Raw genomic sequence first — 13,142 nt, 5'->3', positions numbered from 1 at the left:
ACCCTTCATGGATCGAAGGGATCATGAATCAGGAGGTCTTATGAATCAATTCAAGAGGTGTATGAACGTGTTTACCCACTCTCCTTTTAAAGTGCGCCTGATGCTGTTGAACATGCTGTGCGATATGTTTAACGCCAAACCGCAGCAGGACGACAATTCTTCCCACTAAGCGGCGTCGCGGTACGCCGCTTCATTTTCCCGTCACACTTACGTTGTAAACTGGCCTGTTCCCGATTATTTTTGCGGATTTGCAGCCCCCTTCGCAAAACATCTGTTTAGCAACTGTTGACCTTAATTCACGCTCGCACTATCTTCTTGCAGCCCTGCACAATTTGCGGCTCGCTGAAGCGGACCTCTCATTCCCTTTCCACGCACTGTCCGGCAGGCTTTGACCCTTGACGCCAGGGTGAGCACATGGCGTTTTCGTGATAGTGATCTATGAACGTAACCCTGATTGATACACTTGTTACCCGCAGCCGGGCCTTAAGCCCGTGGACGGGATTCTATTTTTTGCAATCGCTGTTGATTAACTTTGCTCTTGGCTACCCCTTTAGCCTGCTTTATGCCGTCGGATTCACCTGTATTCTTCACCTGCTCTGGCGAAGCGCACCGCGCGTGCAGAAAATGCTTATCGGGATCTGTTGTCTGATTGCTGCCGCCTATTTCCCGTTTGGCCAGGCCTATGGCGCGCCGAACTTTAATACTCTGCTGGCGCTCCACTCCACCAATATGGAAGAGTCCACAGAGATCCTGACGATCTTTCCTTGGTACAACTACGTGGTTGGCCTTTTCATTTTTGCCCTCGGCGTGATTGCGGTTCGTCGTAAGCCCGTCGGGAAAAAGGCATGGGGTAAAATTGAAAGCCTGTGCCTGGCCTTTAGTGTGGTGACGTTTTTTGTTGCGCCGGTACAAAACCTGGCCTGGGGCGGCGTGTTTAAGCTTAAAGATACCGGGTATCCGGTGTTTCGCTTCGTCAAAGACGTGGTGGTGAATAACGAGGAAGTGCTCGACGAGCAGGCGCGTATGGCCGAGCTTTCCACCATGAAAGATACCTGGAACGTGCTGGCGGTGAAACCGAAGTATCACACTTACGTGGTGGTGATCGGGGAAAGCGCGCGTCGCGATGCGCTCGGCGCGTTTGGCGGTCACTGGGATAACACGCCGTTTGCCAGCTCCGTTAACGGTACGCTGTTTACCGACTACGTGGCGGCCAGCGGCTCGACGCAGAAATCACTCGGTCTGACGCTCAACCGCGTGGTGGATGGAAAACCGCAGTTTCAGGATAATTTTGTCACCCTGGCCAACCGGGCAGGTTTTCAGACATGGTGGTTCTCTAACCAGGGACAGATCGGCGAGTATGATACCGCCATCGCCAGCATCGCGAAGCGTGCCGACGAGGTACAGTTCCTGAAAAGCGGTGATTTCGAAGCCGATAAAAACACAAAAGATGAAGCGTTGCTAAAAATGACGGCGCAGGTCTTTGCTACTCAGCGCACCCAGCCGCAGCTGATTGTCCTGCACCTGATGGGGTCACACCCGCAGGCATGCGATCGTACCGGGGGAAAATATGCGGAGTTTGTGCAATCCAAAGAGACCTCGTGTTATCTCTACACCATGACGCAAACCGACGATCTGCTCAGCAAGCTGTACTCACAGCTGCGCAACAGCGGCGACAGCTTCTCGATGGTCTATTTCTCTGACCACGGTCTGGCATTTAAGGAGCGCGGTAAACAGGTGCAGTATCTGGCACACGATGACAAGTTCCAGCAAAACTTCCAGGTACCGTTTATGGTGCTGTCGAGTGATGACAAAACGCATCGCATCATCAAAGCGCGCCGTTCCGCGAACGATTTCCTGAAATTCTTCTCACAATGGACGGGGATTAAGGCGAAAGAGATAAAAAATGATTACCCGTTTATCTCCGGGAAGAAGGGCCCGCCAGTTTACATTACCAACTTTAAGTTACAGAAAGTCGACTATAACCATCTTGGGACGGATATTTTCGATATTAAAAGTAAGTAATTTCTGCCGTTTCGTACGGGCTGATGCCCTCACCCTGGCCCTCTCCCACGGGGAGAGGGTACAAACAAAAAAAATCCGCCACATCGGGCGGATTTTTTACTGGCTCACCGAAGTGATTAGAAGCGGTAACCTACGCCCGCGATCCAGGTGCCAACGTCAACGTTGCGGATACGGCTCTGCTCATAGGAGAAGTCCAGAGCAACGTTTTCGATTGGGTTGAACTGCATACCTGCGCCATAGGAGAAACCATAGTCGCTGTTGCTTGCAGTACGGTTCAGACCCTGGTTTTCGGTCTGCTGGAATTTACCGTAGCCAACACCTACAACACCGTAGATGCTTGCCCAGTCATTCAGGCGGTAAGCAGGACCCGCGGTGATGCCGTAGTACTGACCTTTATTGTAAGAGCCATTTTCAGTACGATCTTTCTCGGTGTAAGTGAAAGAACCGATCACACCCAGCGGGTTGTTGTCTTGCTCGTAACGGTACTTCAGGTTGAAACCGTTGGTTTTGTTCATCACGCCCTGCATATCGCTCTGAGCGTAACCACCGGTTACAGTAGAAGTTGCCGCTACAGCGGTACCTGCGGAAACAGCCAGAACAGCTGCCAGTGCTGAAAGACATGCAATTTTTTTCATAACCACCTCAAATGTGCTTCAAGTAAGTCCGTAAGTTTTAAATATATCAAAAAATTCTGTGAAACTCTTTGTCATTCACGATGTCTAATGCGACCTTTCCTGTAACAGAACATTTCCAGCACCAGCTATCTCGTTCAAATAACTCCAGATTTTCACCTGTAAATGCTAATAGTGCGCGTCATCGCCATTTAGTTCATCCAGATTATTCCTAATCTTTCAGGCGATAAAATCATCAACGTTTTCTCATTTTACGGATTTTCCCTGGATTTTTTTCAACAGTAGCTCAACCGTTGCAGCTTATTTCCATTACACTGCGACTTTTACCTCATTTGACATAAATTGACAGGAGAAAGGATGCCAGGTTTACCTCGTAAATCGTCGGTCTGGATGCCGGTGGCAGTCATACTTATCGCGATGATGTCCATACAAAGCGGCGCGTCGCTGGCAAAATCGCTGTTTCCGCTGGTTGGTGCGCCCGGCGTCACGGCGCTGCGTATCGCATTAGGCACCCTGATCCTCGTGGTTGTTTTTAAACCCTGGCGGCTACGGTTTAAAAAGGAGCAGCGACTGCCTCTGCTTTTTTATGGGCTGGCGCTGGGAGGGATGAACTACATGTTCTATCTCTCTATTCAGACGATCCCGCTGGGGATCGCGGTCGCGCTTGAATTTACCGGCCCGCTGGCGGTTGCCCTCTTCTCTTCTCGTCGTCCGGTAGACTTTATCTGGGTCGTACTGGCCGTGCTGGGGCTATGGTTCCTGCTGCCGCTCGGGCAAAGCGTTTCACAAATCGATCTGACAGGGGCAGCTCTGGCGCTGGGCGCGGGGGCATGCTGGGCGGTGTATATTCTCACTGGCCAGCGTGCGGGGGAAGAGCACGGCCCCGCGACGGTCGCCTTAGGCTCGCTGATTGCCGCCGTTATCTTTGTCCCGATTGGAATGGCACAAGCGACAGACTCAATATGGCAATGGTCAATCCTGCCGGTTGGGCTGGCGGTTGCCATTCTCTCCACGGCGCTGCCCTACTCTCTGGAGATGATCGCCCTGACGCGCCTGCCCACACGCATTTTTGGTACGCTCATGAGCATGGAGCCCGCGCTGGCCGCCATCTCAGGAATGATTTTCCTCGGTGAAACCCTGACCCTGGTACAAACGCTGGCGCTCTGTTCCATTATCGCGGCGTCTATGGGCTCCACCCTGACCATGCGTCCGGAACCTAAAGTGGAAAAAATAGACCTCAACTAAGCCTTAAATTCTGCATGGCTAACCCGCCATGCAGAATATACGCCACGTCAGTAGCTCAAATAATTTCTTACAAACTCTCTCATATTGCCAAAATATTTCACCTGCTCGCCTTCCGGGAAAGCGAATTAAGATTGATCTGTATCAATTTAAATAAACCACTTACTTTTCAAATATTTGATAATACAACCTTCCTTTCGCTATTAAACCGATAGGCAGAGCCAAACCGCAGAGAAAAAATCCGGTGCTATACTTAGTCCCGTAATTACCTGGGACACAAACATCAAGAGGATATGAGATTATGAGTACCGCTAAACTGGTGAAAACGAAAGCGTCTAATCTGCTTTATACCCGTAACGATGTATCGGATAGCGATAAAAAAGCGACCATCGAGTTGCTGAATCGCCAGGTGGTCCAGTTCATCGATCTTTCGCTGATCACCAAACAGGCCCACTGGAATATGCGCGGTGCAAACTTTATTGCCGTTCATGAAATGCTGGATGGCTTCCGCACAGCACTGGTGACTCACCTGGATACCATGGCCGAGCGCGCCGTACAGCTGGGTGGCGTGGCACTGGGTACAACACAGGTGATCAACAGCAAAACGCCACTGAAAAGCTATCCGCTGGATATCCATACCGTTCAGGATCACCTGAAAGAGCTGGCGGATCGTTATGCGATTGTGGCGAACGATGTTCGTAAAGCGATTGGCGAAGCCAAAGATGAAGATACCGCTGATATCTTCACTGCCGCATCACGCGACCTGGATCAGTTCCTGTGGTTCATCGAGTCCAACATTGAATAATCCCTGCGGATTGTCCGAATAACCCTCGCCCCTGGCGGGGGTTTTGCACATTTATGGTGCGCACTTTTGCCCGCAATGGCCGCAAAAGTGAATAAAATGTAATAATCACCTCACACAACCGTTAACGGAAGATTGTTTTTTCGTCAGATTCTGCGCTAAATATCCCCTTGTCAGAAGACCTTAACGAAGCGCACCAAAACGGTGCTCCATTCTGGTGCAACCTGGCAAAATTGCCACGCTTTTTGTGCAATGCGTGACATCATCCCCTTTGCAAAACAACAGCTTGTAAAATTGGCACGATTTTTTCATTGTGCCTGAGGTTCTCGCAGGGGATCGCCCCGTGGATATAAAAGGAAATGCTATGAAGTCTGTATTAAAAGTTTCACTGGCTGCACTTACCCTGGCGTTTGCGGTGTCCTCGCAGGCTGCCGACAAACTGGTTGTGGCGACTGACACGGCGTTCGTACCGTTTGAATTCAAACAGGGTGATAAATACGTTGGTTTTGACGTGGATCTGTGGGCCGCTGTCGCAAAAGAACTCAAACTGGATTACACCCTGAAGCCAATGGATTTCAGCGGCATTATCCCGGCACTGCAAACCAAAAACGTTGACCTGGCGCTGGCAGGCATCACCATTACCGAAGAGCGTAAAAAAGCCATCGACTTCTCTGACGGCTACTACAAAAGCGGCCTGCTGGTGATGGTGAAAGCGGATAACAACGACGTGAAAAGCGTGAAAGATCTCGACGGTAAAGTGGTCGCCGTGAAGAGCGGAACCGGCTCCGTTGATTACGCGAAAGCCAACATCAAAACCAAAGACCTGCGTCAGTTCCCGAACATCGACAACGCTTACATGGAACTGGGCACCAACCGCGCTGACGCGGTGCTGCACGACACGCCTAACATCCTTTACTTCATCAAAACCGCCGGTAATGGCAAGTTCAAAGCGGTAGGTGATTCCCTGGAAGCTCAGCAGTACGGTATTGCGTTCCCGAAAGGCAGCGACGACCTGCGTAACAAAGTTAACGGCGCGCTGAAAACCCTGAAAGAGAACGGCACCTATAACGAAATCTACAAAAAATGGTTCGGTACCGAGCCTAAATAATTTCACCTGACTTCAGGTTTGTAACGCCCGGTGGCGCTTCCGCTTACCGGGCCTACGTTTTTTGTTTTTCACCACGGTATACAGGAATACATCATGCAGTTTGACTGGAGCGCCATCTGGCCTGCCATTCCTCTCTTGCTTGAAGGCGCTAAAATGACCCTGTGGATTTCGGTCCTCGGTCTGGTTGGCGGGTTGATTATCGGTCTGGTGGCCGGTTTCGCCCGCACCTACGGCGGCTGGATTGCAAACCACATCGCACTGGTTTTCATCGAAGTGATCCGCGGCACCCCCATTGTGGTGCAGGTCATGTTCATCTACTTCGCCCTGCCGATGGCCTTCACCGACCTGCGCATCGACCCGTTCAGCGCCGCCGTTGTCACCATCATGATCAACTCCGGCGCCTACATTGCGGAAATTACCCGCGGTGCGGTGCTGTCGATTCATAAAGGCTTCAGCGAAGCCGGCCTGGCGTTAGGTCTTTCCCGTCGCGAAACCATTCGTCACGTGATCCTGCCGCTGGCGCTGCGCCGCATGCTGCCGCCGCTGGGTAACCAGTGGATCATCAGCATTAAAGACACCTCGCTGTTTATTGTTATCGGCGTGGCCGAACTGACCCGTCAGGGCCAGGAGATCATCGCGGGTAACTTCCGCGCTCTGGAAATCTGGAGTGCGGTCGCCGTTGTCTATCTGATTATCACGCTTGTCCTGAGCTTTGTTCTGCGTCGTCTTGAAAGAAGGATGAAAATCCTGTGATTGAATTTAAAAACGTTTCCAAGCACTTTGGCCCAACCCAGGTGCTGCACAATATCGATTTGAACATCAGGCAGGGCGAAGTGGTGGTGATCATCGGGCCGTCCGGTTCCGGCAAATCCACCCTGCTGCGCTGCATTAACAAGCTTGAGGAGATCACCAGCGGCGATTTGATCGTCGATGGTCTGAAGGTTAACGATCCGAAAGTGGACGAGCGCCTGATCCGCCAGGAAGCGGGCATGGTGTTCCAGCAGTTCTACCTGTTCCCGCACCTCACGGCGCTGGAAAACGTGATGTTCGGTCCTCTGCGCGTGCGCGGGGCCAGCAAAGCGGCAGCGGAAGCGCTGGCAAGAGATCTGCTGGCGAAGGTTGGTCTGGCGGAGCGTGCCCACCACTATCCTTCCGAGCTGTCCGGCGGCCAGCAGCAGCGCGTGGCCATTGCCCGTGCGCTGGCGGTGAAGCCAAAGATGATGCTGTTCGATGAGCCAACGTCGGCACTCGACCCGGAGCTGCGTCACGAAGTGCTGAAAGTTATGCAGGATCTGGCGGAAGAAGGCATGACGATGGTGATCGTTACCCACGAAATCGGCTTTGCCGAAAAGGTGGCGTCCCGTCTGATCTTCATTGATAAGGGCCGTATCGCGGAGGACGGGAATCCGCAGGCGCTGATTGCGAACCCACCAAGCCAGCGCCTCCAGGAGTTCCTGCAACACGTCTCCTGATAGCCACACCCAGAGCCGGGCATGCCCGGCTTTTTTACGCCGGATTGTTCCCAAAAACTCCCCTCCGCTCCCCGCGCTCTATACTTATCATTTTGCACGATATTTTTGTCGGAGGACGCCGTGCCGTGGATCCTGTTGCTACTGTTTAGCCTGTTTAGCGCGCCATCACTTGCTGTAACCCTTCCCGGCGTTACCACCGGAGCCACCGCCACCCAGCAAAATGCGCCGCCAGAGCCAGACGCTGAAAAGAAAAAAGCCGCCTACGGCGCGCTGGCCGACGTGCTTGAGAACGACACGTCCCGACAGGAGCTGATCGATCAGCTGAGGAAGGTGGCCGCCACGCCGCCTCAGGATCCGGTTCCTGCTATTGCGCCGCCGGAAGCCGAAGAAGAAAAAACGGTGCTGGAAAACGTCACCGACATCAGTCGCCGCTACGGGGAAGCCCTGTCGTCGCGTTTTGCCCAGCTCTATCGCAACCTGGTTGGCACCTCACATAAGCCTTTTAATCCTCACACCTTTTCCGCAGCCGCCACCCAGTTTGCTATTCTGGCTGGCGCCGTCTTCATTTTTTACTGGCTGTTGCGCCTGTCTGTCTGGCCGCTTTACCGGAAAATGGGCCAGTGGGGACGCAAAAAGAATCAGCATAAAAGCAGCTGGCTGCATCTTCCGGCAATGATTACCGGGGCGTTTGTCATCGATTTGCTGCTGCTGGCCCTGACGCTGTTTGTCGGCCAGATGCTGGCCGACCGACTTAATACCGGAAACAAAACCATCGCGTTTCAGCAGGGACTGTTCCTCAATGCATTTGCCCTGATTGAGTTCTTTAAAGCCCTCCTGCGGTTGATCTTCTGCCCACGCGTGCCGGACCTTCGCCCCTTCGCCATTTCGGATCAGAGCGCCAAATACTGGGCGGTGCGGCTCAGCGTGCTGAGCGGGTTGATCGGTTATGGCCTGCTGGTTGCCGTGCCGATTATTTCCAACCAGGTTAACGTGCAGTTCGGGGCGCTGGCGAACGTGCTGATCATGCTGTGCATTACCGTCTGGGCGCTGTACCTCATCTTCCACAATAAAAAAGCGATCACCGACAGCCTGCTGCACCTGGCCGATCGCTCCCTCTCCTTTTTCAGCCTCTTTATTCGCGCCTTTGCGCTGGTGTGGCACTGGCTGGCCAGCGCCTATTTTATTGTGCTCTGTTTCTTCTCCCTGTTCGATCCGGGCAATAGCCTGAAATTTATGATGGGGGCGACGTTCAAAAGCCTGGCGATTATCGGCATTGCGGCCTTTGTCTCTGGCCTGCTCTCCCGCTGGCTGTCGAAAACGATCACCCTGTCGCCGCAGGTTCAGCGTAACTACCCGGAACTGCAAAAGCGGGTAAATGGCTGGATGACGGTATCCCTGAAGGTGGCGCGTATTCTGACGGTCTGCGTGGCAATTATGCTGCTGCTGAACGCGTGGGGGCTGTTTGATTTCTGGAACTGGCTGCATAACGGCGCGGGGGAAAAGACCGTTGATATTCTTATTCGTATCGCGCTGATCCTGTTCTTCTCCGCCGTCGGCTGGACGCTGCTGGCAAGCCTTATCGAAAACCGTCTGGTGTCGGATGTCCACGGCAGGCCGCTGCCGAGCGCCCGCGCCCGCACGCTGCTGACCCTGTGCCGCAACGCGCTGGCGGTGATCATCAGCACCATCACCATCATGATTGTACTGTCGGAAATCGGCGTGAATATCGCCCCGCTGCTGGCGGGTGCCGGTGCCCTGGGGCTGGCGATCTCCTTTGGTTCGCAGACGCTGGTGAAGGATATTATCACCGGCATTTTTATCCAGTTTGAGAACGGGATGAACACCGGGGATCTGGTGACCATCGGACCGCTCACCGGCACGGTGGAGAGGATGTCCATTCGCTCCGTCGGCGTACGTCAGGATACCGGCGCGTACCACATTATTCCGTGGTCATCGATCACCACCTTTGCCAACTTTGTGCGCGGCATTGGTTCGGTGGTGGCGAATTATGATGTCGATCGTCATGAGGATGCAGATAAGGCGAAGCAGGCGCTGCGGGATGCGGTGAGCGAACTGATGGAGATGGAGGATATTCGCGGGCTGGTGATTGGTGAACCGTCGTTCGCGGGCATCGTCGGGCTAACGAACACTGCCTTTACCCTGCGCGTGTCGTTCACCACCCAGCCGCTGAAGCAGTGGACGGTGCGCTTCGCCCTCGACAGCATGGTGAAAAAACACTTCGATCTGGCGAACGTGAGAGCGCCGGTGCAGACGTATCAGGTATTATCGCCGCCCGCTTCGCCGCTCCCTCCGCAAGAGCCGACGCTGTAACCGAGCCGGGTGGCGGCTTCGCCTTACCCGGCCTGCGATGGGGGGCTATTTGCGGCGTTTGTTATCGTCCATAAAGGTCCAGGCGATAAAGCGGCTCTGCTTCTGGCCCTGCGCCATCTCTTTTTTGACTACCTTCACCGCGCCGACGTCGGTCAGCGCGCGGTAAAGCGGCGGCAGGTTATCGCCGCGGGAGACCAGCGTGGTAAACCATTTCACCTGACGACCGAAGCCCTTACTCTCGGCAATCATGCGCAAAATAAATGCCACTTCCCCTCCCTCGCACCACAGCTCCTGCTGCTGGCCGCCAAAGTTCAGCGCGCCGTCTTCAGCCTGGCCCAGGTTACGCCGCTTGCGTTCACTTCCCGCACGTGCGGAGGCGGCGGAGTCGTGGAAGGGCGGGTTGCACAGGGTGGCATCATATTGTTCGTTCTTGTGAATAATGCCGTTGAAAATAGCAGCGGCATCCTTTTGACGACGCAAACGAACGGCCCGGCTTAACCCCGGGTTAGCGTTGATAATGGCCTGCGCGCTGGCGAAGGCTTCGGCGCCGATCTCGCTGCCGGTAAACCGCCACTGGTACTCATGTGCGCCTATCAGGGGGTAGATCAGGTTCGCGCCCGTACCGATATCAAGCACGGTGGCCTGTTTCGGCACCACGCCGCCATTGTCATCCGCCAGCAGATCGGCAAGATGATGGACATAATCCGCACGTCCTGGCACCGGTGGGCAGAGAAAGCCATCCGGGATGTCCCAGTGCGTAACGCCATAAAAATGGGCCAGCAGCGCTTTGTTCAGCGTCTTAACCGCCAGCGGATCGGCAAAGTTTACCGACGGTTCACCGGCTGGTGTCTGAACGATAAAATCCTGCAATTCCGGGCAGCTCAGGCACAGGGCTTTCATGTCGTAGCGGCTACGGTGGCGGTTACGCGGGTGCAATCCCGGCTTTTGGGAAGTCATGGCATTCTCCTTTAGACAGCCGCGTAAGATACCCTGTGACGGCGCGGGGGTAAATATCTGTCTGCGCTGCACAAAAAACCGACGAAAATCAGCAACCTGTATGTCTATGATCTGTCAGCAAATTGTCAGAATTTATCGTTCAAAAAATAAGCAGATCATCATCAAATTTTTGCGCTAAATCACGCGCGTCAGGCTTCTAAACTTAAGAGGAATCACCTGTTGTTTCCCCTGAGGATGTGATTATGAAAAAGTATCTGACCTTTATTATTGCGGGTGCGCTGGCAGGCGCATCGTTCTCAGCCTGGTCCGTTCAACCTCTGACCGACAGCAACGACACCAGCCAGCTACGTGCGGCCGGGACGGTCTCTGTCAGCCGGGCAAGCAACCTTGATGACCTTCAGGACAAGCTGGCCGAAAAAGCGCGTCAGGAAGGGGCTAAAGGCTTCGTGGTGAACGCCGCCGGTGGCGATAACCATATGTACGGCACCGCGACCATCTATAAATAACGCCCTCTTTTCCCACACTGCATCTGCCAGGCAGATGCAGTTCTCATTTCCTTCCTTCGCCTTGACTGTGCGTTTTTTAACCCCATATTAAGATGAATGGCTTAAACAGATCAGGAGAACATGATGGCTTCCGGCTGGGCGAATGACGACGCCGTTAACGAACAGATCAACAGTACCATTGAAGATGCGGTCGCGCGTGCTCGCGGTGAAATTCCGCGCGGCGAAAGTTTGACGGAATGCGAAGAATGCGGGGATCCGATTCCTGAAGCACGGCGTAAAGCCATTCCTGGCGTACGGCTATGCATTGCCTGTCAGCAGGAGAAAGATTCAAAAAATGCGGCACATTCAGGATATAATCGTAGAGGATCGAAAGACAGCCAGTTACGTTGACTTTCCTTTACCGAAGTTAACCGCGCCAGCCGTTTACTTTACGCTCACGACTTTTAGCGAAACGCGTAGCAAAACGTGCCCTTCCGATGGCTTCTGTAAAGCGCATCCCCAAGAAATGTCAATTGCGCTTCTGAATTTATTAATAATCAATAAGTTATTTGTCATTCAATTTTTTTGAGCAACCACGTCAATTCTCTTCGATTTTATCTTCCACTAAAAACCGTGATACTTATCACATCGACGGAACATCGTCCCCTTAACAGAATAACCTGCGAGAATTGACCTATGAAAACCATCAAATATGCTGTTGCCGCTGTTGCCCTGTCCGCTCTGTCTTTCGGCGCTTTCGCCGTAGAGCCAGTCTCCTCTACTCAGGCACAGGATCTGAACAAAATCGGGGTGGTGAGTGCTGAAGGCGCGACCACGCTGGACGGTCTGGAAGCCAAACTGGCGGAAAAAGCTGCCGCTGCCGGCGCAAGTGGATACACCATCACCTCCACTAACGGTAATAACAAACTGAGCGGTACTGCGGTTATCTACAAGTAATCGAACGAATTATGCTCCACCCTCACCCTACCCTCTGGTGAGATGCTCCAACCCTCATTGACCCTGTTGTTGTTACCCTTGTTTGCCCGTCCGCCACTGGACGGGCTTTTTTTTGCTTAAAAAGACTGCGCCACGCGCTGCAACCCGGCGTCCACAGACGCCACTTCCCCTGCCGCCAGCAGACAGCAGGCCATTTGCAGCTTGATAGACTGCGGAACCGGCACCTTTCCGGCCAGACACTGTACGATCCAGTGCGCGGTGACTTGCGGATCTTTCGACTCAGGCAGGATCACATCGCTGTTCTCTTCCCCACGTTCCAGCACGACCCGCGTCCCGGCAGGCTCAATCAGCATCAGCTGTGGACAACGCTGCGGGTTGGCGTAAACCTCCCCTTCAGTCCCGTGCATCAGCAGCGCTCGCCCGCCGATTTTGGCAAAGAATTGACCGACCCGCGTCACGTACTCCGGATGGGAGACGCTGGAAAGACGCAGCGCGGCGTCTTCGGCAAACGGCGTCGCCAGCTTCGCCAGGGTGTGGGCGCTGTTACGCACCCCCATGCGCCAGCGCATGTCCAGCTGCTTTTCCAGCGGCGGGCAAAGCGCGCGCACGGGAATATAGACCGGCTGGTTCCCCTCCAGCTTTGCCTGCGCCTGGCCAGCATGGAGAGTGGGTTCGATGCCTAATAATTCCAGAATGGTTTCTGTCAGCACGCGCGTCGGATCTTCGCTCACGCCATGCACCACCACCGGGAAACCGAGTTTCTGCAACAGAATAGCCAGCAGCGGCGTGAGGTTTGCCTGCTTACGCGCGCCATTGTAGGTCGGGATCACAATCGGCATCGGCTTCGTGACGGGCGGGGTTAAACGCATCGTCTGCGACTGCATGGCCTCATAAAAACCGCGCATCTCCGCCTCACCTTCCCCTTTGATGCGCAGCGCAATCAGAATGCCGCCCATTTCCAGATCCGGCACGTCGCCATTCAGCATATGCGTGTACAACGCACGGGCCGTTTCCTGGTCCAGATCGCGAGCATGGTTTTTCCCACGCCCTACCTCTTTGATAATTTTGCGGTAATCCACGACATTTCTCCTGACAGCATCATCTTGTTAACAATATAGCCCGATGAACACGCAC

The 13,142-nt window shown here is 53.9% G+C and carries 14 protein-coding genes; 11 read left to right on the top strand and 3 right to left on the bottom strand.

The features are described from left to right. The first annotated feature begins 40 nt into the window (after positions 1-40). Together mntS and O1721_RS11080 are read left to right on the top strand one after the other, a co-directional pair. Positions 41-169: a manganase accumulation protein MntS gene (gene mntS / locus O1721_RS11085; RefSeq protein ID WP_032647789.1), complete on the top strand. Its 129-nt coding sequence runs from the start codon at positions 41-43 to the stop codon at positions 167-169. 269 nt (positions 170-438) lie between these two features. After that, complete coding sequence (locus O1721_RS11080; protein ID WP_032647787.1) at positions 439-2,022, top strand: phosphoethanolamine transferase; 1,584 nt, start codon at positions 439-441, stop codon at positions 2,020-2,022. 116 nt (positions 2,023-2,138) lie between these two features. Here O1721_RS11080 and ompX read toward each other — a convergent pair whose 3' ends face one another. Beyond that, positions 2,139-2,657 (bottom strand): outer membrane protein OmpX, encoded by a 519-nt coding sequence (gene ompX, locus O1721_RS11075; RefSeq protein WP_003858450.1) that lies wholly within the window; start codon positions 2,655-2,657, stop codon positions 2,139-2,141. A gap of 354 nt (positions 2,658-3,011) precedes the next feature. On the opposite strand from ompX, the gene rhtA reads away from it, so the two are divergent. From rhtA to ybiO, 6 genes are all read left to right on the top strand, one after another. Next, positions 3,012-3,899 carry a threonine/homoserine exporter RhtA gene (gene rhtA, locus O1721_RS11070; protein ID WP_017384917.1) on the top strand — a complete coding sequence of 296 codons (888 nt, stop codon included), beginning with the start codon at positions 3,012-3,014 and terminating at the stop codon, positions 3,897-3,899. A 298-nt stretch (positions 3,900-4,197) separates the two neighbouring features. Further along, positions 4,198-4,701, top strand: a complete 504-nt coding sequence (dps, locus tag O1721_RS11065) for a DNA starvation/stationary phase protection protein Dps (protein WP_000100801.1) — start codon at positions 4,198-4,200, stop codon at positions 4,699-4,701. A gap of 361 nt (positions 4,702-5,062) precedes the next feature. After that, on the top strand, positions 5,063-5,806 hold the full coding sequence (glnH, locus tag O1721_RS11060; protein WP_003858455.1) for a glutamine ABC transporter substrate-binding protein GlnH: 744 nt from the start codon (positions 5,063-5,065) through the stop codon (positions 5,804-5,806). Positions 5,807-5,899: 93 nt separating this feature from the next. Beyond that, positions 5,900-6,559 carry a glutamine ABC transporter permease GlnP gene (gene glnP, locus O1721_RS11055; protein ID WP_003858462.1) on the top strand — a complete coding sequence of 220 codons (660 nt, stop codon included), beginning with the start codon at positions 5,900-5,902 and terminating at the stop codon, positions 6,557-6,559. Continuing rightward, on the top strand, positions 6,556-7,278 hold the full coding sequence (glnQ, locus tag O1721_RS11050) for a glutamine ABC transporter ATP-binding protein GlnQ (RefSeq protein WP_023296158.1): 723 nt from the start codon (positions 6,556-6,558) through the stop codon (positions 7,276-7,278). Before glnP ends, glnQ begins: the two co-directional genes overlap by 4 nt. Before the next feature lie 120 nt (positions 7,279-7,398). Then, complete coding sequence (gene ybiO, locus O1721_RS11045) at positions 7,399-9,609, top strand: mechanosensitive channel protein (protein ID WP_032647784.1); 2,211 nt, start codon at positions 7,399-7,401, stop codon at positions 9,607-9,609. A gap of 45 nt (positions 9,610-9,654) precedes the next feature. Here the strand turns inward: ybiO and rlmF are convergent, their stop codons facing one another. Beyond that, complete coding sequence (rlmF, locus tag O1721_RS11040) at positions 9,655-10,566, bottom strand: 23S rRNA (adenine(1618)-N(6))-methyltransferase RlmF (protein WP_032647782.1); 912 nt, start codon at positions 10,564-10,566, stop codon at positions 9,655-9,657. 242 nt (positions 10,567-10,808) lie between these two features. Between rlmF and mcbA the strand changes: the two genes are divergently transcribed. The 3 genes from mcbA to ybiJ all read left to right on the top strand — a co-directional run bounded on the left by mcbA (position 10,809) and on the right by ybiJ (position 12,008). Beyond that, positions 10,809-11,072 (top strand): DUF1471 family periplasmic protein McbA, encoded by a 264-nt coding sequence (gene mcbA / locus O1721_RS11035; protein ID WP_003858470.1) that lies wholly within the window; start codon positions 10,809-10,811, stop codon positions 11,070-11,072. A 123-nt stretch (positions 11,073-11,195) separates the two neighbouring features. Beyond that, positions 11,196-11,462, top strand: a complete 267-nt coding sequence (locus O1721_RS11030) for a DksA/TraR family C4-type zinc finger protein (RefSeq protein WP_017693765.1) — start codon at positions 11,196-11,198, stop codon at positions 11,460-11,462. Between the two features lie 285 nt (positions 11,463-11,747). Beyond that, the gene (gene ybiJ / locus O1721_RS11025; RefSeq protein WP_003858474.1) at positions 11,748-12,008 is read left to right on the top strand and encodes a DUF1471 family protein YbiJ; all 261 of its coding nucleotides are present in this window, start codon (positions 11,748-11,750) and stop codon (positions 12,006-12,008) included. Between the two features lie 116 nt (positions 12,009-12,124). Here the strand turns inward: ybiJ and ybiB are convergent, their stop codons facing one another. After that, positions 12,125-13,087: a DNA-binding protein YbiB gene (ybiB, locus tag O1721_RS11020; protein WP_017693766.1), complete on the bottom strand. Its 963-nt coding sequence runs from the start codon at positions 13,085-13,087 to the stop codon at positions 12,125-12,127. Positions 13,088-13,142: the final 55 nt, after the last annotated feature.

The sequence above is a fragment of the Enterobacter cloacae complex sp. HYC033_NIDB genome (assembly GCF_056673335.1).
Note: the sequence above shows the minus strand (reverse complement) of the source record. Positions and strands in the feature narration are given on the sequence as shown.

What these genes read in the sequence shown, in the direction of transcription:
- O1721_RS11030 (WP_017693765.1), top strand. Translation starts at nt 11,196, where the DNA reads ATGGCTTCCGGCTGGGCGAATGACGACGCCGTTAACGAACAGATCAAC.
- glnH (WP_003858455.1), top strand. Translation starts at nt 5,063, where the DNA reads ATGAAGTCTGTATTAAAAGTTTCACTGGCTGCACTTACCCTGGCGTTT.
- rhtA (WP_017384917.1), top strand. Translation starts at nt 3,012, where the DNA reads ATGCCAGGTTTACCTCGTAAATCGTCGGTCTGGATGCCGGTGGCAGTC.
- ybiJ (WP_003858474.1), top strand. Translation starts at nt 11,748, where the DNA reads ATGAAAACCATCAAATATGCTGTTGCCGCTGTTGCCCTGTCCGCTCTG.
- glnP (WP_003858462.1), top strand. Translation starts at nt 5,900, where the DNA reads ATGCAGTTTGACTGGAGCGCCATCTGGCCTGCCATTCCTCTCTTGCTT.
- mntS (WP_032647789.1), top strand. Translation starts at nt 41, where the DNA reads ATGAATCAATTCAAGAGGTGTATGAACGTGTTTACCCACTCTCCTTTT.
- O1721_RS11080 (WP_032647787.1), top strand. Translation starts at nt 439, where the DNA reads ATGAACGTAACCCTGATTGATACACTTGTTACCCGCAGCCGGGCCTTA.
- dps (WP_000100801.1), top strand. Translation starts at nt 4,198, where the DNA reads ATGAGTACCGCTAAACTGGTGAAAACGAAAGCGTCTAATCTGCTTTAT.
- mcbA (WP_003858470.1), top strand. Translation starts at nt 10,809, where the DNA reads ATGAAAAAGTATCTGACCTTTATTATTGCGGGTGCGCTGGCAGGCGCA.
- ompX (WP_003858450.1), bottom strand. Translation starts at nt 2,657, where the DNA reads ATGAAAAAAATTGCATGTCTTTCAGCACTGGCAGCTGTTCTGGCTGTT.
- rlmF (WP_032647782.1), bottom strand. Translation starts at nt 10,566, where the DNA reads ATGACTTCCCAAAAGCCGGGATTGCACCCGCGTAACCGCCACCGTAGC.